The 17,118-nt window shown below is 64.2% G+C and carries 25 protein-coding genes; 6 read left to right on the forward strand and 19 right to left on the reverse strand.

Going from position 1 to position 17,118, the window contains the following annotated elements; translation table 11 throughout:
* Positions 1–6 precede the first annotated feature (6 nt).
* The 5 genes from sciP to C5689_RS08315 all read right to left on the reverse strand — a co-directional run bounded on the left by sciP (position 7) and on the right by C5689_RS08315 (position 2,164).
* On the reverse strand, positions 7–282 hold the full coding sequence (gene sciP, locus C5689_RS08300) for a CtrA inhibitor SciP (protein WP_018264629.1): 276 nt from the start codon (positions 280–282) through the stop codon (positions 7–9).
* Between the two features lie 250 nt (positions 283–532).
* Complete coding sequence (locus tag C5689_RS08305; protein WP_108916805.1) at positions 533–901, reverse strand: septal ring lytic transglycosylase RlpA family protein; 369 nt, start codon at positions 899–901, stop codon at positions 533–535.
* Between the two features lie 226 nt (positions 902–1,127).
* Positions 1,128–1,409 carry a hypothetical protein gene (locus tag C5689_RS18190; protein WP_146188360.1) on the reverse strand — a complete coding sequence of 94 codons (282 nt, stop codon included), beginning with the start codon at positions 1,407–1,409 and terminating at the stop codon, positions 1,128–1,130.
* A 64-nt stretch (positions 1,410–1,473) separates the two neighbouring features.
* Positions 1,474–1,809 (reverse strand): small metal-binding protein SmbP, encoded by a 336-nt coding sequence (smbP, locus tag C5689_RS08310; protein ID WP_244594633.1) that lies wholly within the window; start codon positions 1,807–1,809, stop codon positions 1,474–1,476.
* A gap of 148 nt (positions 1,810–1,957) precedes the next feature.
* Entirely contained in the window at positions 1,958–2,164 is a 207-nt protein-coding gene (locus C5689_RS08315) for a hypothetical protein (protein WP_108916807.1), read from the reverse strand.
* A gap of 243 nt (positions 2,165–2,407) precedes the next feature.
* Between C5689_RS08315 and C5689_RS08320 the strand changes: the two genes are divergently transcribed.
* Together C5689_RS08320 and C5689_RS08325 are read left to right on the forward strand one after the other, a co-directional pair.
* Positions 2,408–2,698, forward strand: coding sequence for a hypothetical protein (locus tag C5689_RS08320; RefSeq protein ID WP_108916808.1), 291 nt, complete (start codon positions 2,408–2,410; stop codon positions 2,696–2,698).
* A 69-nt stretch (positions 2,699–2,767) separates the two neighbouring features.
* Positions 2,768–2,977 (forward strand): hypothetical protein, encoded by a 210-nt coding sequence (locus C5689_RS08325; protein ID WP_108916809.1) that lies wholly within the window; start codon positions 2,768–2,770, stop codon positions 2,975–2,977.
* A 9-nt stretch (positions 2,978–2,986) separates the two neighbouring features.
* Here the strand turns inward: C5689_RS08325 and flgI are convergent, their stop codons facing one another.
* From flgI to motA, 11 genes are all read right to left on the reverse strand, one after another.
* Entirely contained in the window at positions 2,987–4,084 is a 1,098-nt protein-coding gene (gene flgI, locus C5689_RS08330; RefSeq protein ID WP_108916810.1) for a flagellar basal body P-ring protein FlgI, read from the reverse strand.
* Positions 4,081–4,545: a flagellar basal body P-ring formation chaperone FlgA gene (flgA, locus tag C5689_RS08335; protein WP_108916811.1), complete on the reverse strand. Its 465-nt coding sequence runs from the start codon at positions 4,543–4,545 to the stop codon at positions 4,081–4,083. Before flgA ends, flgI begins: the two co-directional genes overlap by 4 nt.
* A complete protein-coding gene (flgG, locus tag C5689_RS08340) occupies positions 4,542–5,330 on the reverse strand; it encodes a flagellar basal-body rod protein FlgG (RefSeq protein WP_108916812.1) in 789 nt (262 codons plus the stop codon). Before flgG ends, flgA begins: the two co-directional genes overlap by 4 nt.
* Positions 5,331–5,347: 17 nt before the next feature.
* The gene (gene fliE / locus C5689_RS08345) at positions 5,348–5,668 is read right to left on the reverse strand and encodes a flagellar hook-basal body complex protein FliE (protein WP_108916813.1); all 321 of its coding nucleotides are present in this window, start codon (positions 5,666–5,668) and stop codon (positions 5,348–5,350) included.
* A complete protein-coding gene (gene flgC, locus C5689_RS08350) occupies positions 5,665–6,084 on the reverse strand; it encodes a flagellar basal body rod protein FlgC (protein WP_108916814.1) in 420 nt (139 codons plus the stop codon). The genes fliE and flgC overlap by 4 nt, the downstream gene beginning before the upstream one ends.
* 3 nt (positions 6,085–6,087) lie before the next feature.
* Positions 6,088–6,471: a flagellar basal body rod protein FlgB gene (gene flgB, locus C5689_RS08355; RefSeq protein WP_108916815.1), complete on the reverse strand. Its 384-nt coding sequence runs from the start codon at positions 6,469–6,471 to the stop codon at positions 6,088–6,090.
* A gap of 72 nt (positions 6,472–6,543) precedes the next feature.
* Complete coding sequence (locus tag C5689_RS08360; RefSeq protein ID WP_108916816.1) at positions 6,544–7,629, reverse strand: EscU/YscU/HrcU family type III secretion system export apparatus switch protein; 1,086 nt, start codon at positions 7,627–7,629, stop codon at positions 6,544–6,546.
* Positions 7,630–7,642: 13 nt separating this feature from the next.
* Positions 7,643–8,668 carry a flagellar motor switch protein FliG gene (locus C5689_RS08365; RefSeq protein WP_108916817.1) on the reverse strand — a complete coding sequence of 342 codons (1,026 nt, stop codon included), beginning with the start codon at positions 8,666–8,668 and terminating at the stop codon, positions 7,643–7,645.
* An 18-nt stretch (positions 8,669–8,686) separates the two neighbouring features.
* Positions 8,687–8,989 (reverse strand): flagellar motor switch protein FliN, encoded by a 303-nt coding sequence (gene fliN / locus C5689_RS08370; RefSeq protein ID WP_244594639.1) that lies wholly within the window; start codon positions 8,987–8,989, stop codon positions 8,687–8,689.
* A gap of 124 nt (positions 8,990–9,113) precedes the next feature.
* Positions 9,114–10,061, reverse strand: coding sequence for a flagellar motor switch protein FliM (locus C5689_RS08375; RefSeq protein WP_108916819.1), 948 nt, complete (start codon positions 10,059–10,061; stop codon positions 9,114–9,116).
* A 5-nt stretch (positions 10,062–10,066) separates the two neighbouring features.
* Complete coding sequence (motA, locus tag C5689_RS08380; RefSeq protein ID WP_108916820.1) at positions 10,067–10,936, reverse strand: flagellar motor stator protein MotA; 870 nt, start codon at positions 10,934–10,936, stop codon at positions 10,067–10,069.
* A 157-nt stretch (positions 10,937–11,093) separates the two neighbouring features.
* Here motA and flgF point away from each other — a divergent pair, with 157 nt between their 5' ends.
* The 3 genes from flgF to C5689_RS08395 all read left to right on the forward strand — a co-directional run bounded on the left by flgF (position 11,094) and on the right by C5689_RS08395 (position 13,656).
* Positions 11,094–11,816 carry a flagellar basal-body rod protein FlgF gene (gene flgF, locus C5689_RS08385; RefSeq protein ID WP_108916881.1) on the forward strand — a complete coding sequence of 241 codons (723 nt, stop codon included), beginning with the start codon at positions 11,094–11,096 and terminating at the stop codon, positions 11,814–11,816.
* Complete coding sequence (fliI, locus tag C5689_RS08390) at positions 11,813–13,147, forward strand: flagellar protein export ATPase FliI (RefSeq protein WP_108916821.1); 1,335 nt, start codon at positions 11,813–11,815, stop codon at positions 13,145–13,147. Before flgF ends, fliI begins: the two co-directional genes overlap by 4 nt.
* A gap of 83 nt (positions 13,148–13,230) precedes the next feature.
* Complete coding sequence (locus C5689_RS08395) at positions 13,231–13,656, forward strand: hypothetical protein (RefSeq protein WP_108916822.1); 426 nt, start codon at positions 13,231–13,233, stop codon at positions 13,654–13,656.
* On the opposite strand, the gene C5689_RS08400 is transcribed toward C5689_RS08395, so the two are convergent.
* Positions 13,657–14,205, reverse strand: a complete 549-nt coding sequence (locus C5689_RS08400) for a hypothetical protein (RefSeq protein ID WP_108916823.1) — start codon at positions 14,203–14,205, stop codon at positions 13,657–13,659.
* A gap of 224 nt (positions 14,206–14,429) precedes the next feature.
* Between C5689_RS08400 and C5689_RS08405 the strand changes: the two genes are divergently transcribed.
* The gene (locus C5689_RS08405) at positions 14,430–15,626 is read left to right on the forward strand and encodes an ATP-grasp domain-containing protein (RefSeq protein WP_244594640.1); all 1,197 of its coding nucleotides are present in this window, start codon (positions 14,430–14,432) and stop codon (positions 15,624–15,626) included.
* A gap of 116 nt (positions 15,627–15,742) precedes the next feature.
* On the opposite strand, the gene C5689_RS08410 is transcribed toward C5689_RS08405, so the two are convergent.
* Positions 15,743–16,321: a transglycosylase SLT domain-containing protein gene (locus C5689_RS08410; protein ID WP_108916825.1), complete on the reverse strand. Its 579-nt coding sequence runs from the start codon at positions 16,319–16,321 to the stop codon at positions 15,743–15,745.
* Positions 16,269–16,979: a flagellar hook-length control protein FliK gene (gene fliK / locus C5689_RS18385; protein WP_158271789.1), complete on the reverse strand. Its 711-nt coding sequence runs from the start codon at positions 16,977–16,979 to the stop codon at positions 16,269–16,271. The genes C5689_RS08410 and fliK overlap by 53 nt, the downstream gene beginning before the upstream one ends.
* Positions 16,980–17,118 lie beyond the last annotated feature (139 nt).

Genomic DNA, 17,118 nt, shown 5'->3' on the forward strand with positions numbered 1-17,118 from the left:
CCGAAATCACATGCGGTACTGCTGCAGACGGGTGGTCCGCAGACCGGCGAGGCCATGCTGGTCGATCGACATCTGCCAGCTCAGAAACTCGTCCACCGTCAGCGTGTAGCGGGTGCAGGCCTCCTCGAGGGAGAGCAGTCCGCCGCGCACCGCCGCGACCACTTCGGCCTTGCGGCGTATCACCCAGCGCTTGGTCGTGGGCGGCGGCAGATCCGCGACGGTCAAGGGGCTGCCATCGGGGCCGATGACATATTTGACACGCGGACGATGCGTCTCGGTCATTTTGTTACTCGCATACTCTCACGATCACTCGACCCCTCCTCTATAGGCGAGGCGATTTAACATTTGCCTAAGCCAAACTCCTGTGTTTGCGGCCAATTGAGAAGTCCGCGTTTACCATAGCTCGCGGCGGATGCGCCCGAGGGGACGAAAACTCGCTCCCGAGAGACGCGTCATCGCGCCGCTCGCGCGGCGAGCGATCGGGAATCCAAGGCAATAGCGCGTGTCTTCGCTTCGGCTCCGATCACGCGCCCTACTCGCCCGCGACGCGCTCGACCTTCACTCGGGCGAGGCCCGCTGATCGAAAGCCGAGACATTGCGCGGCATGGACCGAGACGTCGATCACTCTTCCGCGCACGAAAGGACCGCGATCATTGATCGTGACGACCACCGAACGGCCATTGCCGAGATTGGTCACGCGCGCCTGCGAGCCGAAGGGAAGGCTGCGATGGGCCGCCGTCAGCGCCCCCACACGGCCTCCGCTCGCCGTCCGGCCATGATAACCGTAGTAAGAGGCCTTACCCACCCAGGATTGCCCTGTCCCGGATTGCCCGGCCCAGGATTCGCACGCCGCCGTCGTCGAACCTGCAACAATCGCCGCTCCGATGATCCATTGTTTCAATGCGCTATCCCCCCATGCCGTTTCTCTCCCGACGGCCGGCCGAGCTCGGACGGCGCTATCGAGTAGACCTGCGCTAAGGGTGAGTTGTGATCAAATAGTGGCGAGAGCGCCAGCGCCGGATTTTGCCTAGTTCCACGCAAGAAGCCTGAGTAGTCCACCCGAACTATTTCGAGATAATCTATACTAAATCCTCAAATATAGACTAATGTATTTTGTAATATATTTGTCATCGATCTACTTTTCTGTGACATAAATGGCACAGGCTTCGAGAATCTGCAGCGAGGCTGTCAAGCTTTTTCGTGAAGAGGAGGATCGAGCGCAAAGCGACCGGGCCGGGCGAGCGCGAAAATGAGACGATGGCGCTATAGAGGAGCGCGAGCGCGCCGCCATTTTGGATCGGCAGCGTCGCGGCCGGCATGGCCGACGATCTTTCCGCCGCTTCCCTCAGGAAGCGGTTTTGCACGGCAAAGACATGGCGGAAACGCCCCTGCCCGGGCGCGCGTTCCACCTCCCTCGAGGGGAGGTGGAACGCGCGCCCGCGCCGAGGGTTCGAAAGTCAGATCGACTCGAACTTACTTGGCGACCTGCTTGAGCTCGGCGTCAGCCGCCTTCACATGATCGCCGGCGGGCGCCAGATGATTTTGGCGAGCCTCCTCGATCGCCGCTTTCAAATGGTCGATCGCAGCCGCGAGATGCGCGTCGGGCTGGAATTTCTGCAGGGACTCGGCCTTTTCGAGCGCGAGATCGGCGTGATAGGCGACCAGCCCGGTGTCCTTCAGCTTGACCTGAGTGATCGCTTCCTCGACGTGATGGGAGGCCCGATCGAGCCGATCGTCGGCGCGAGCCAGCGTCGAGGCGAAAAGAGCGCCGCCGAAAGCGAGCGTGAGAGCGGCGGTTCTGAGCTTCATGGTCGTTTCCTCGTGATCCGGCAGCCTGCACATCGTCACTGAGCGTTTCGATTATTCGCGGTCGCCGAGGATCATGTCGCGCATTTAAATGCAAGTCGGGGCGGCTTACTAGCCCATGAGAGGGATTTTCGGCCGCGCCCGCCGCGACTCACCAGAATTTCAACGCGGCGAGCAGACCTTTCTGCGCGGCCCGACGATCCTGTTCCTTGAGCTCGAGGAGAAGTTGCCGCGCGCTGGCGCGCAGATCGAGCAGCTGCTCGTCCGAAACCTCGAAATCGACGGCCGCCGAGCGCAATTCCCGGCGCGCCGCGTCGAGCTTTTCTTGCAATAGGGCGATCAGAGAATTCTTTGCCATTTTTGTTCTCTCTCACTCGCTTGGGCGAGCCTGAGAGCGGGAGCGGCAAGAGCGCTCGAATTCCCTTTGAGGGGCCTCAATCAGATTCGCCGGTCGGGCCGAGGCCCTCGGTTGGTCGGAACGCCCACGCTCGAGCGTCTCGGCGATTATCTTTGAAGTCGCGCCGATCCGCAATCGCGCCGATGTTCCTTCGAAAGCTACGCGATTTCCGCTCGGCAAGGCCACGTCGATAGCGTTCGACTTTTGTACATCGCGCTGATTCTAATCCTGATCTACACGTCTCGCGGCGCATATCCCCCAATAGCGGAGCCTTGCGCCGTCGATAAATTCGCCTTCGACGATTCACTGCGTCGCGTCGCGCCGATCGCGTTTTCGTCGAGCCCTTCAGGAACTCCAATGACATCACGCGCGGACATCCACGCGCGCGAGGCGCAGCCGCTCATCACGGGCATGGCCATGGCGCGCATCGAAAACGCGGCGGCGGGTGGGCCGGAAAGCGAGCCTGCTCGCCGGCGCCATGATCATGCGCATTGACGCCCCTACCGCCGGGAGCCTCTCTCTCCCAGATTAGGCGGGGAAACCATGCGCATAGCGGAGGACCGAATGGGCGATCAGATCGAGCTCTCGCTCACGCTCGAGCGCGTCGACGCAGCGACGCTGCTCGAATGCCTCGAGCGTCAGCTCGAGTCGCTGCAGCGGATCGAGCAGGAGGCCGGCGACGAACTCTACGCCGCCGCGCAACGTGAGAAGGCCGCCATCATACCGGTGATCATGGCGCTGGAGAGCGCCTTGCGAACCAGCCGGCCGCATTGAGATTTCACATCATTGAATGACGAGATCCGCCTGTAGGGCGCCCGCGGTCTTGATCGCCTGCAGGATCGAGATGATGCCGGTCGGCTTGAGGCCGATTTGATTGAGCCCGCGCACCAGCGTGCGCAAGGTCGGCCCCTCCAGCGTCGCGACGCCGCCGACCTCCTCGGTCGCGGTGATGCGCGTCTGGGTCGTGACCGTCGTCCTGCCATTGGAGAAAGGCGCCGGCTGCGAGACCTCCGGCGTCTCATTGATGCGCACGGTGAGGCCGCCATGCGTCAACGCCACCGGCGAAATCTTCACGTCCTGGCCGATCACCACCGTGCCCGTGCGCTCGTCGATGACGACGCGCGCGGGCGTGCTCGGCTCGACGCGCAATTCGCCGATTTCCGCCAGCAGCCGCGTCGCGCCGCCGCGCGTCGCCGTCAGCGCGACGCTGCGCTCGTCGCGCTCGCGCGCCAGCCGCTGACGATATTTTCCTTGCGTGTAACGATTGATGGCGTCGGCGATGCGCACCGCGGTCTCGAAATCGGGATTGCGCAGCTCCAGCACCAGCGCGCCATTGTCGCCGGAGGGGCGCGGGGCGTCGCGCTCGATCGTCGCGCCATTGGGCACGCGTCCCACCGTCGCGACGCCGTGAGTCAGCGTCTCGTTCTGGCCGCCGACGGCGAAGCCCGAGACCGCGATCGGCCCTTGCGCGATCGCATAGACATTGCCGTCGATGCCGGTGAGCGACGTCAGCAGCAGCGTGCCGCCCATCAGCGAGGTGGAGTCGCCCATCGCCGACACGGTCACATCGATCGTCGAGCCGAAGCCGACGAAGGGCGGCAGCGCCGCCGTCACCATCACCGCGGCGAGATTGCGCGTGCGCAGCGCGCTGTTGCGCACATTGACGCCGAGGCGATCCAGCATGGAGGACACGGATTGCTCGGTGAAAGGCGCATTGCGCAGCGTGTCGCCCGTGCCCTGCAGACCGACCACGAGACCATAGCCGAGCAGCTGATAGTCCCGCACGCCCCGCGGAAAGGTAATGTCCTTGATGCGCACCGAAGCGAGCGCCGGCGCGCTCATCAGCACGAGCAGAACCGCCGCGATCAATCTGCGCATCATCCCTCGCTCACGCGTATGGAGCCGTCCGGCTGCACGCGGCCATTGACGACGAGCCCGCTGTCCTGATTGCGCACGCGGATGAGATCGCCGACCGAGCCGGCCTGCAGCGCAGAGCCATAAGCGATGATGACCATGCCGCCTTCGTCGAAGACGATCTTCACCGAGGCGTTGATCGTCACGACCTTGGGGGCGTCGACCGCGATCGTCGGAATCGGCCGGTCCGGCAGCAGCGTGCGCCGCGCCACTTTGCCGATGAGCGCGCCTTTCGTCTCCGCGACCGAGCCGTCCGCGCCTGCGCCGAAGCCGAAAGCCCGTTCGCCGAGCATGGAGTCGCGAATGACGTCGCCGGGATAGATGACGGCGAGCGGCACGGGGAGCATACGCTCCTGCGCGCCGACCGGCGCGTGGCCGCAAAGGGCCGCGGCCAGCGCGAAAGCGACGAGACGCGGAAGGCGCATCATCTGATTCCCTTCGAGACCGTGCCCTCCATCTCGTCCACCGCCTGGATCACCTTGGAGCTGAGCTCGAAGGCGCGCTGCGCGGAGATGAGATTGACGAGTTCCTTGACCGGATCGACATTCGAGCTCTCGAGATAATATTGGCTGAGCGTGCCGAAGCCAGGATCTCCCGGCACGCCGACGACCGGCGCGCCGGAGGCGACCGTCTGCCGGAAAAGATTGCCGCCCAGCGCCTCGAGACCGGATTCATTGGCGAAATTCGCAATCGTCAGCTGACCGAGCTGCTGCGGCGTCGTCTGGCCGCCGATCGTCGCCGAGACGATGCCCGATTGATTGATGGTGATCGCCGTGGCGTTGTTGGGAACCACGATGGTCGGCGTCACCAGATAGCCGTCGCCCGTCACCAATTGCCCATTGGCGTTGGTGCTGAAAGAGCCGGCGCGCGTATAGACCGTCTCGCTGTCCGGGCCGACGATCTGAAACCAGCCGCGGCCTTGCAATGCGAGATCGAGCTGATTGCCCGTCTGCGTGAGCGACCCTTGCGTCTGCAGGCTGCGAATGGCCGCGAGACGCACGCCGAGGCCGGTCTGCGAGCCTTCCGGGATCGTCGCGTCGCGGCCGCGGTTGGACACGCCCTGCAAGCGGTCCGCCTGATAGAGCAGATCGGTGAACTCCGCGCGCGAGCGCTTGAACGCCGTCGTATTGATATTGGCGATATTGTTGGAAAGAACTTCGATATTCTGCTGCTGGGCGTTCATGCCCGTTGCCGCGATGGCGAGCGCTCGCATGACTTACCGTTCCTTTTTCAAATCGCCATACGGCTGATTTCCTGATAGGCGCCTACCGCCTTGTCGCGCACGGCGATCGCCGTCTGCAGAGCGCGCTCGGCCGACATGATCTCGTCCACCACCTGTTGCACCGAAGCCTTGCCCTGCACGCCGGCGATGGAGGCCGCTTCGCTCGACTTCACTTTGTCGACGACATCCGTCGTGACCTGCTCGAGCACTTGGGCGAAAGACGCGCCGTCGACCGACGACGCAGCCGCGCCCTTTGTTGCTCCGCTCAAGGCGGACACGCCCACATTGGAGGCGACCGAGGCGACGATTCCGGGAACGAGTCCGATCATTGGCTTCCCTTCAGCAGATCGATCGTCATGGTGAGCAGATCGCGCGCCTGCTTCATGACCTGGAGATTGGCCTCATAAGCGCGATTGGCTTCGCGCATATCGGCGACTTCCGTGAGAATATTCACATTCGGAAATTTGACGTTGCCGTTTTTGTCGGCGGCCGGATTGCCGGGATCGTGCTCCACGCGAAACGGCGTGCGATCGACGCCGACAGCGCCGATGTGGACGAGCTCGGCGCCGGTCGCGCGATCGAGCTCATTGGCGAAAGTGACCGTCTTGCGCACATAAGGATTGGAGCCGGCGGTCGCGCCCGTGGACCGCGCATTGGCCATGTTCTCCGCGACGACGCGCAGACGGGAGGATTGCGCCTCGAGGCCCGCCCCGGAAATTTTCATGGAGGCTTTGAGCGCATCCATCTCTTACCCCTTCAACGTCGACATCCACATTCCGTGGAAAGATTTCGATATGCTGGTGCTGAGCGAAAAGGCGCCTCGAATTTCGCCCGCCTTCATCATCTCCTGCTCGAGGCTGACCGAATTGCCCGAGAGGCTCGTCTCCCAATTCCCGCTCTCCTTGGGCGAGGAGGCGTGCGGATCGAAAGCCGCAGTCTGAATATGCAGACCATTGGTGCCCGCGAGCTCCAATGCGCTACGATCCAGAACCTTGGAGAAGGGCGCGACATCGACGGCCTTGTAGCCGGGCGTGTTGGCGTTGGCGATATTTTGAGCGACGGCCGACTGACGCGCGGAGAGCCAGCTCCGCTGCTTTTCGACGAGATCGAAGAGATAGACCGGCTCGACCATGATGCCCCGCGCAGATTTGGTAACGGAAAATTATCCGTTCGGTCTTGCGTCAGGCTGGACTTGCGACGACGATCAGCGAGACGCAGCACGCGAGGCCTGGCCGGTGTTGTGCAGAAAGTGAATGAGCTCCGCGATCGGACGATAGAATTCCGTCGGAATCATCTTGTCGACCTCGACATGATCGTACATCGCACGCGTCAGCGGCGGGCGCTCGAGCACCGGAACGCCATTCGCCTCGGCGAGCTCCCTGATCTTGAGCGCGATGAGATCGGTTCCCTTGGCGACGACGAGCGGCGCGCCGCCCTCCTCGCGCACATAGCGCAGCGCAATGGCGTAATGTGTCGGATTGGCGATGACGAAAGTCGCCTGCGGAACCGCCGCCATCATGCGCCTGCGCGAACGATCGAGCGCGATGGAGCGCAGGCGCGCCTTCATCATCGGATCGCCTTCCGACTGCTTGAACTCTTCCTTGATCTCCTGGCGGCTCATGCGCATGTCGCGGCGCCATTTCGTGCGGCTCCAGGCGAAATCGGCCATCGCCAGCAGGACCACCGGAATGCAGACGACGCTCGTCAGCCGAATAACCAGCTTCAGCAGCAGTCCGGGCGTCTGGCCCGGCTCGACGCGCATCGAATCGATGATGAGGCCGCGGTCGACATTGAGCGAAAATATCACGGCGCCGGCGATGATGACGATCTTGGCGACGGATTTCGCGAGTTCGACGAGGCCGGTGACGCTGAAGATTCGCTTCATGCCCTCCTGTGGCGAGATGCGCGACACATCCGGCTCGATGCGCTTGAAGACGAGCCGCGGCGAGCCCTGGACAAAGGCGGCGACGAGCGCCGAGACGATGAACATTCCGAGAATCGGCGCGAGAAATCCCGCAGTCTCCAGCACGACCGTCTGCGACTGCACGTAAGCGTCGGCGGCGTTGGCGAGCGAGAATTGTCCGACATTGCCGAGCATCAGCCCCAGTGAGCCGACCAGACGCGAGCCGATCGTCTGCACGACGAAAGCGGCGCAAAGCAGAAAAGTGAGAAAGAGCGTGGCGATCGACAAGTCGCGGGAGACGGGCGTCTTGCCCTCTTCCAAAGCGTCGAGAATTTTCTTCTCTGTCGCCTCTTCTGTTCGTGATTCCTTGTCTTCCGTATCGCTCATCGCTCAGAGGCCGTCATTCGGCGGCCTCCTCGGACGATGCGCTCGAAAGATCGATCTTGCCTTGCTCGGCCAGCCGCAGAACCGTGTCGGCGATGATTCGGCGGGCTTCCATTATGTCACGACGCGGCGGCGTCGCCCCGCTCCCCAGCTCGGCCTCCACCATGCGCCGCGTGCGCGCCGACAGCGCTGCGAGCACGAAGTCACGAACATCCACCTCGGCGCCGCGTAGCGCCATGATGACGCGATCGGCGGGAATGGCGTCGAACAAGATCATGCGCGCGCGGACATTGAGCTTGGTGATGTCCTCGAAATTGAACAACATGCCCTTCAGCGCTTCGGCGTCGCGCGGGCGCCGCTCGGACAGGCTGCGCAACAAGCCTTCGGCGTGCTCGCGCTCCATTTTATTGATGATGGCCGCGAGCTTGGCGTTCTTCGCCGCAGAAGCTGTGAGCTCGGAATTTTGTAGAAGATCCTCCTGCAAGGTCGTCTCGACCAGACGCAGCGCCTCGTCGGTCACCGCCTTGGAGGAGAGCATCCGACGCATGACGTCGTCACGGAAATCGGCGGGAAGAACCGAGAGCGCCTTGGCTGCGCGCGTCGGATCGATCCGCGACAAGGCCAAGGCCGCCGTCTGCGGATGCTCCTTGGAGAGATAATCGATAAAGGCCGCTTCCGGCGCGGCGCCGACTCGATCCCAGACCGCGCCGTTGGAGCTGCCGAGCACATCCGACATGATTTCGGCGATCTGCTCGGGCGGGATCACGCCCGCGAGCAGCTTCTCCGCCTCGCCCGCCGTGCCGCGAAGCTCAGAGCCGCCGCTCTCCAACTGCGCCATGAAATCGTCGATGAGCGGCTCTATGGCGCTCGCCGGGACCGCGCCGAGGCCGGCGGCGAATTTCGTGATCTGACGCAGTTCGTTCTGGTCGAAATGCTTCAGAACGCGCTGCGCCACATCCTTGTCCACCGACAGCAACAGCGCCGCGACTTTCTCCGGGCCATTGAGCGTGCGGCCCGCATCGGCCGCAATCAGACTGGTCATCGCGGGCTCCCGCCTCCGTCACATGCGCCGCGCGCCGCTCCCTGGCTCGATGAGCTCGGTGAGCGAGACCCCGAAGCGCGTATTGTCGTCCTCGACGACCACCACCTCGCCGCGCGCGATGAGACGTCCGTTGACGACGACATCGACCGGCTCGCCGATCTTCTGATCGAGCGGCACGACGGCGCCGCGCCCGAGCTTGAGAAGATTCGAGACCGGCATGGTCACAGAGCCGATCACCACCTGCATGACGACGGGAATGCGGAGGATAGACTCGAATCTGCGCGGGTCGATCTCCGACTCGCGCACCCGCTCCTCCATCATCAAATCCTCGCCGATCGCGCGCGAGCCGCCGATCAGCCGCTCGAGCTCCTCGCTCTTCGAGCTCTCCAAATCGAACTCACCCATGTCGATCTCTCCATTGTCGAGGCGGCCGTCGCATCGAAGCTCAGCCGCGCAGGACGTCGTCGATGAATTCCTGCTGCTGATCGACGAAATCGTCGATGCGGATCGTATAAGAGCCGTCCTTCTGGCCGATCTCGCACCAGAACAGCGACTGCCCTTCGCACATCAGCGCGACGAGGCCCGTCGGCGACACGGGCAGCTCGATGACCTGCCCGACATCGAAACGCGCCACATCGGCGAGCGTGATATCGGTCTTTTCCATCACCGCGCTCAGCGTCACCTCGGTCTGGGTGACGCGCTCCTTCATCTGCTTCGCCCAAAGCGGATCGGCGCTCGAGGGCGCAGAGGTCGACGCCTCCTGCGACAATGCGCGCCGCAAGGGATCGAGCGCGGCCTGCGGCAGGGCGACGAACAGCGCGCCTTCCGTTCCAAAGGCGCGCAAGCGGCAACGGCAGACGACGCAAAAGCCGCTTTTGTGCGCGCCCCCTGCGGGCTCGGGACGATTCTCCGCAGATTCGAGCGCGAAATTCACCCCGACCAATGAAGCGAAAGCCGCCTGAAGCGAATTCGTCACCCGCGCAAAGGCCAGTCCGCCGACGCGCGTCTCGATCGCAGTGAGCTCGCGCTCCGCCTCGTAAGCCGGCTCGGAGCCATCCGAGCCGAACAATCCTTCGAGCAGCGTGAAGACGAAGCGACGGTCCGCGCCGATCGTCGCCTTGGCGTCCGAGTCGGCGGCAACGACATAGGCCGCGGCGAGCGCCACGCGCTCGCATTCGATCGCGATGTCGCTCGCCCGCACGACCGTCACGGTCTCGACGGCGAATTGCATCGCGCCTTCGGCGAGGCCGCGCATCGACTCCTGCACTTGCGTCGCCATCGCGTCGAACACCGCGCGCAGAAGCGGCATACGATCGAGCGATGGTCCGCCGCCCGAGAGCAGACGCTCCTTCACTCCTTGCGAGGCGAAATCGACGGCGCCATTCATGCTCATGCCTATCACGCCGCCTCGGCGGCGCCGCCCGAAAGCGTCTCGTTCTCGACCTCGTCGATCGAAGGACGCTCGTGAGAGGGAATGGATTTACGTCCGTGCTCGACAGCGACTTGCGGCATGGCGCCGTTCATGAAGGCGAGCAGCGTCTGCTTGACGATGACATAGAGGTGGCATTCCTTGCTGCGCGCCACCTTCACCTTGAAGGCGAGCGGCGTGACAATGCCGTAGGACACGAAAATTCCGGCGAATGTGCCGACCATGGCGGCGCCGATGAGGCCGCCGAGCAGCTCCGGCGATTGATCCAGCGCGCCCATCGCCTTGATGACGCCGAGCACCGCCGCGACGATGCCGAGCGCCGGCAGGCCGTCGCCGACCGAGGTGAGCGCATGATAGGGCTTCAGCCGATCATAGCGGATGGCGGCGATCTCCTCGTCCATCAGCGCCTCGATCTCGAAGGTGCGGACATTGCCGATGATGAAGAGCCGGCAGTAGTCGCAGATGAAGGTGGTCATCTCCTTATTGGCGAGCACCTTCGGAAAAGCGGTGAAAATCTTCGATTCGGCCGGATTGTCGACATGCGCCTCGACCTCGTTGCGCGGCTTGCTGCGCAATTCGCGCATCAGCGCGTGCAGAAGACCGAGGATGTCGAGGAAGTCGCGATGCTTGGGGCCCTTGTCGAGGATGGCCTGGCCGAGCGCCTTGCCGGTGTCCATGATGACTTTGGTCGGATTGGCGACGACGAAAGTGCCGAGCGAGGAGCCCATGATGATCACGAACTCCCAAGGCTGCCACAGCACGATCAAATGGCCGCCGAGCGCGGCGAAGCCTCCGAACATGCATCCCATCGTGATGATCAGCCCGACGAAGAATCCCATGACGCCGTCTCTCCCGATGGAAATTCGATTAACGAATTAGTCATCCTCGCTTGCGCGAAGCTGACATTTTCTTTCAGCCTCACGCAAGCAAAACCGGTCAGCTTGCGTGACGAGCGGCGGGAATCGCGCCGCGACGCTGCGCACGGATATCGGCAACATGCAATCGGCTTTTTACGTCTCGCTTTCGGCGCAGGTTTCGGTCGACAAGCGGCTGGAGACGCTCGCCAACAACATCGCCAATGCGGCGACTCCCGGCTACCGCGCCGAGGGCGTGAGCTTTCAGCAGGTCGTTTCCCAAACGGATACGAGCAAGATCGCTTACGTGTCGTCCGGCAAGGATTTCATCTCGCGCGCGGCGGGCGAGCTCACCAAGACGGGCGACCCTTACGACATGGGCATAGTAGGCAAGGGCTTCTTCGGCATTCGCACGCCGGACGGAACCGCCTACACGCGCGACGGTCGTATGCGCATGAACGAGACCGGCGATCTGCAGACGGTCTCTGGCTTTCCGATTCTCGACGCCGGCAATTCGCCCATCGTGCTCGACCCGACCGCCGGACCGCCGATGATCTCGCGCGACGGCATGATCACGCAGAGCGGCCGCCAAATCGGCGCCGTCGGCCTCTTCGCCATAGACGAGACCGCAGAGCTCACGCGCGGGCCCAACGCGAGCATCATTCCTTCCAAGCCGGCGACCGCTGTGCTGGATTTCGTGCGCAATGGCGTTCAGCAAGGCTTCATCGAGGGCTCCAATGTCAATCCGATTCACGAAATGGCCAAGCTGATCGCCACGTCGCGCGCCTTCGACAGCGTGAGCTCGATGAACGATATGCTCGACAGCTCGCAACGTGAAGCCATTCGCACGCTCGGCGGCTCATGACGTCGCTGCAGCGTCTCCGTGAGGCGGTCGAGCGCCATCAGCGCCGCGCCGAGCCTATACGCGTCTTCGGGCTCGTGACCGAGGTGACGCCGTCGTATTGCCGCGTCAGCGGCCTGTCCGAATTCGTCGAGCTCGGCGAATGCGTGCGCATAGGAGCGCCGAAGGATGGCGCGCTGGGACAGGTCGTGCGCGTCGGCAAAGAGGGGGCGATCGTCAAATCTTTCGACAATCGCGTGCGCATCGGCCTCAATTCGCCCGCCTATCGCGCCGGCCCCATCGCGGTCGCGCCCAATCTCGACTGGTCGGGACGCGTGCTCGACGCATTCGCCCGACCGATCGATGAGCACGGCCCCCTGTCCGAGGGCGACTCGGCCTTCGACGTCGACGCCGCCGCGCCCAAGGCGATGCGCCGCGCCCGGGTGAACGTCGGCGTGCGCACCGGCGTCAAGGCGGTCGATTGCTTCACGCCGATCTGCGCCGGACAGCGCATCGGCATTTTCGCCGGCTCGGGCGTCGGCAAATCGACCCTGCTCGCCATGCTGGCGCGCGCGCCGGGCTTCGATAATGTGGTCATTTGCCTCGTCGGCGAACGCGGCCGCGAGGTACGCGAATTTCTCGACGAAGTGCTCGGCGGACAGGCGAGCGAGGCCATCGTCGTCGTCGCCACCGGCGACGAAAGCCCGATGATGCGCCGTCTCGCGCCGCTCACCGCGACGACGATCGCGGAATATTTTCGCGACATGGGACGCAATGTGCTGCTCATCGTCGATTCGGTGACGCGCTTCGCGCACGCCTCGCGCGAGGTGGCGCTGGCGGCTGGCGAGCCGCCGGTGGCGCATGGCTACACGCCGAGCATATTCGCCGATATTCCACGACTGCTCGAGCGCGCCGGCCCCGGCGAGGAAGGGAGCGGATCGATCACCGGCGTCTATTCCGTCCTCGTCGACGGCGACAATCACAATGATCCGATCGCCGACTGCGTGCGCGGCACGCTCGACGGCCATATCGTGCTCGACCGCGCCATCGCCGAACAGGGCCGCTACCCGGCGATCGATCTCAAAGCCTCGATATCACGCCTCGCGCATCACGCGTGGAAGCCGGAGCAGCGGCATCTCGTTCAAAAGCTGCGCGCGCTGGTGTCTCGCTACGAGGATACGCGCGATCTGCGAATGCTCGGCGGCTATCAGCGCGGAGCCGACGCCGAGCTCGACCAGGCGGTCCAGCTCGTTCCAAAACTCTATGACGCGCTGACGCAGTCGCCGCAATCGCCGCCCAGCGTCGACCCCTTCCGCGAGGTCGCCGACAGGCTGCAGGGCGCGGCGCACGGCTGAGTGGGAAAAGCCCACGGCGCTCGGTCAACCAAACTTTCACTCCTTCACAGTCATGATCCCGGCCCTGCCTGCGGCTCGGAACCATGACGGATTTCACAACCATTCTCGACTGCCTGGAAAAAGCGTCCCGGTCGAAGGAGCGCGACGCCGGGCCTCTACGTCCGCCGCCCATCGGGGCGATTCTCCGCGAGGAGGCGCGGCCCTCGCCGCCGTCCGCTGCGGATCGCGCGGCCCGCGTCTGCCGCGCCTATGGCGTCGATCGCGCAGAACTGCGGGAAGCGCCGTCACAGCCCAAACCCGCTCGGCTACCCGAGCGCGAGGACGTTCTCGCCGAACTCTTGCGCGCCGAAGGCTCGCCCGCAAAGCTCGGCGCGCTGCGGCGACGGCTCGCCTGGGCTTGTCATCCCGATCGGCAGGAGAAGTCTCGCGCCCGGCAGGCCGAACGAATGCTCGCGGAGTTCAATGCGCAAATCGATCAGGCGATCGCGCGCGCCACCGCGAGACGTTGATCAATCGCCGACGATGACGCCACCGGCGGTGACGAGCGCCCATTTTTCTCCGTGGCGCTCGAGCGCGGCGACGCGGCCGAGCCCTTCGACGACATCGCCCGGCGAAACTTTGACGATCGCGGTCGGAGTCTGCAGCAAAGCGACGCCGGAACGCACGCTGAGCAGAGAGAAGCCGGGAACGCCGGTCTCCGATTGCGGCTCGCCGATCGAGCCGACCGGCGTGTAGTCGACCGGCCCCCGCTGATCGGCGAGCTGGGTCTGGATTCGCTTTGCGGCGATGACCGTCGGGCGGCTGTAGATCGCGAGATGCTCGAGGCCCGCGAATTGTGGCCGACGCTCCACATCCGAGATCATATAAGCGGCGAAGGCCGTCGAAACGACGGCGAGACCGACGCCCGTCGTGCGCAGCGCGAGCTCCCCGAACTCGCGCGCGGGGCGCGGCGGCGACGCGCGGCGCTCGGCGACGAAAGGCGCCGACGCGACCTTCGGCTTCCTGCTCGGCGGCTTGCGGCGGGTCGAATCAAAGCGAGATATCGGAGCGTCAACCATGCGATCCTCCCTCGAATCGATGAACTGGATATGGATAGCTCAAAAACGCGCGAAGTTGAATCGCCTCGCTAAAATTCGACAAGCTTCGGGAAATGTTGGGCCGCTAGCTATCGCATCCGACGCGAGACACGCGTCGACGGCGTAAATTCGGCGCCGCAGAGCGAGACGGCGAATGATGCGGCCGAGTTCCGTTCGACAGTCCGGAGCGGGCAGACGGTGAATTGATGCGTATCGACCAATCGTCGGATCCCATGGACGCGCTGCCGATCGGCTTGGCGAAGCTCACGAGGCTCGCTTTCGCCGGCGTCGATTTGAGCCGCGTCGCCGGCCGCCTGCTCGGCATGTGCGAGCAATATCCCGACCACGCCGGCGCGCTGATGGATCTCGCCGTCATCGATCAGCTCGAAGGAAATCTCGCGATCGGACTGAAGCGGCAGGCGATGGCGCTCACCAAGCAGCGCGTGTTCCGCAGCACCTGCTGCGGCGCCAATCCGCGGCTGCGCGTTCTCGCCTTCGTCGCCGCCTCCGACATCGGCGCCAACACACCGCTGGAGTTTCTGCTGGAAGGCTCCGACATCTCTCTGACGATGGTCTATGTGATGCCCGGTCGCGAGCTGCCGAGCGCGCTGCCCGATCACGATCTCGCTTTCGTCGCGATCGCCGCCACGAGCCCGAACCGTCGCCTGCTCGCCGAACTCGAAGATTTGCTCGCCCATTGGCCGACGCCGGTCGTCAATCTGCCCGGCCGCGTTTCAATGCTCGAGCCCGTCGAGCTCGCCGCCAATCTCACGGAAGCCGGCCTGCGCACGCCGATTTTGCGCCGCGTCCCACGCGACGAGCTGTGCGCAGTCGCGGAGTCGTGCGCCGCCGAGTTGCGCTATCCGATCGTCATCCGCGCCGTCGAACAGCGCAATGAGCGTGGCGCGGAAAAGGTCGACACGCCGATCGGGCTCGGCCTCTATCTCGGCAAGCGATCGGATCGCTTCTATCTCGTTTCGCCTTTCGTCGACTGTCGCGGACAGGACGGCCTCTTTCGGAAGATCCGGCTGCTGTTCATCGATCGTCGTCCCTACGCTTGTCACCTCGCGGTGTCGGAGGGCTGGAACGGCTCTTATGTCGACGCCCGAATGGAAGCGGACATGCGGCGGCGACGGGAAGAAGAACATTTCTTCGCGACCTTCGACACGGATTTCGTGACGCGCCATTCGGCCACGCTCGAAGCGCTGGTCGAATGCGTCGGCCTCACCTATTTCGGAGTGGATTGCGCGGAGACGAAGAGCGGCGAGTTGGTCGTCTTCAAGGTCGACCATACGTTACTGGTCCACGATATGGACCCGGTCGACGTCTTTCCCTACAAGCCGCCGCAGATGCGCAAGATATTCGACGCCTTCGCCTCCTATCTGCATCGCGCCGCAGGCTAGCGGCCACGGCCGAAACGCGCGGCGAAACGAGAGATTGGAGACTCTCCGCGCTTAAATGTGAGCCGGAAAGATCGAAAGCCGACGGACGCCGAGCGCGAATGCGCTCAGCGTGACGCCTACTCGCGGCGTGGACGACAAAAATCGCGCGAGGCGTCGGTCCAAGCGCCGAAACCGCTGGCGACCATATTCGCGATCACTGCGCATACGTAGCTCTTTTGCGCCGGCGCATTTTTGGGGCCGGCGTGATAGCGGGCGACGGCCGCGGTCCAGCTCCCTTCGCTCTTGTGGAGATTTCGAAGGAAGCGCGCCGCGTAATCGACATTGGTGCGCGGATCGAACATCGCCTCCACGCTCGCAAATCGAGCGCCATGGTAGTGATGGTTCACCTGCATACAGCCGATGTCGATGAGCACGGCGCCCGACCGCCGCGCCGCGAGAAAGAGCATCATCGCCTCGCGGAAATCCGCGCTGAACACCGCTCGCCCTTCGACATTCATCGCGAAAGCGTTGAGCCCGTCTTTCTGGCCGGTTTCGGTGAGCGCCACCGCATAGAGCACGGCGAGAGGAACCGCATTCTCATTGGAGGCGCGGATCATCTCCCTTTCGCAAATATTGGAGGCCGGTCGGCTGTCGGCGCGCGCGTCACAGATAGACGTCGTCGCCGCGACGAGCAGCGACGCGCCGAGGCTCCCCATTCGGCGTCGAATCGTTCGCCTCGCCGCTGGCGCTCTGCCTGCGATCTCCGCCCTGTCCGCCATGGCCCACTCCCTGTCGATCGACGCTCTGCTCGTCGCGTCCGGCGCCTGTTCCGCTCGATTGCGCAAAGGCGGCCCCGCTATCCGGCGCCGCTTGCGCAGCTCCGCCGACCGCGACGTTCTGACCGATCTGAATCGTGCAGGAATCGACCGTGCAGCCAGACGACTGCATCGCCTCGACGAGTCGATCGCGCGTCGCATCGAGCCGATGCAGCGCCTCTGGCGATTCGACGCTGATGCGCATATCGATTCCCGAATGCGCGAGCTTCATTTTGACCGTAACCGCGCCCAGAGAAGCGGGCTCGAGCTCGATCGTCAGAATTTTCGGCGCGCCGACATGACGCTGCGCTTCGACAATGGGAGCCGCGCTTGCGGCCGCTGTCGCGGGCGCAGACGCAGGCGAAGCGGAAGCGAGAAGGCTGCGCGCCTGCGGGACGAGCAATTCTGCGAAAGCGGTCGGGAGCTGCGTCGACGGGGCGAAGATTGCGAGCGTTCCGATCGGTTCCGGCGCCGAGACATTCGATGTGTCGGGCTGCGCGGGCGAGGCGCTCGTCGGCGCCTGGACGTAATTCCCCACATCGTGAGCCGCGGATCTCACATCGACGTTCGACCCGCGCCGGTCGCTCGTCTCAGCGAAAAAGCGCCGCTCGGACTGGCGGCCACGGTCCGACGACGGGTCCGCTCCGGGAGCGCCGATGGGCGGCGCAATACCGGCTAGGGACGGTGAGACCGGCTGC

The sequence above is a fragment of the Methylosinus sporium genome, from assembly GCF_003113265.1.
GTDB classification, from domain to species: domain Bacteria; phylum Pseudomonadota; class Alphaproteobacteria; order Rhizobiales; family Beijerinckiaceae; genus Methylosinus; species Methylosinus sporium.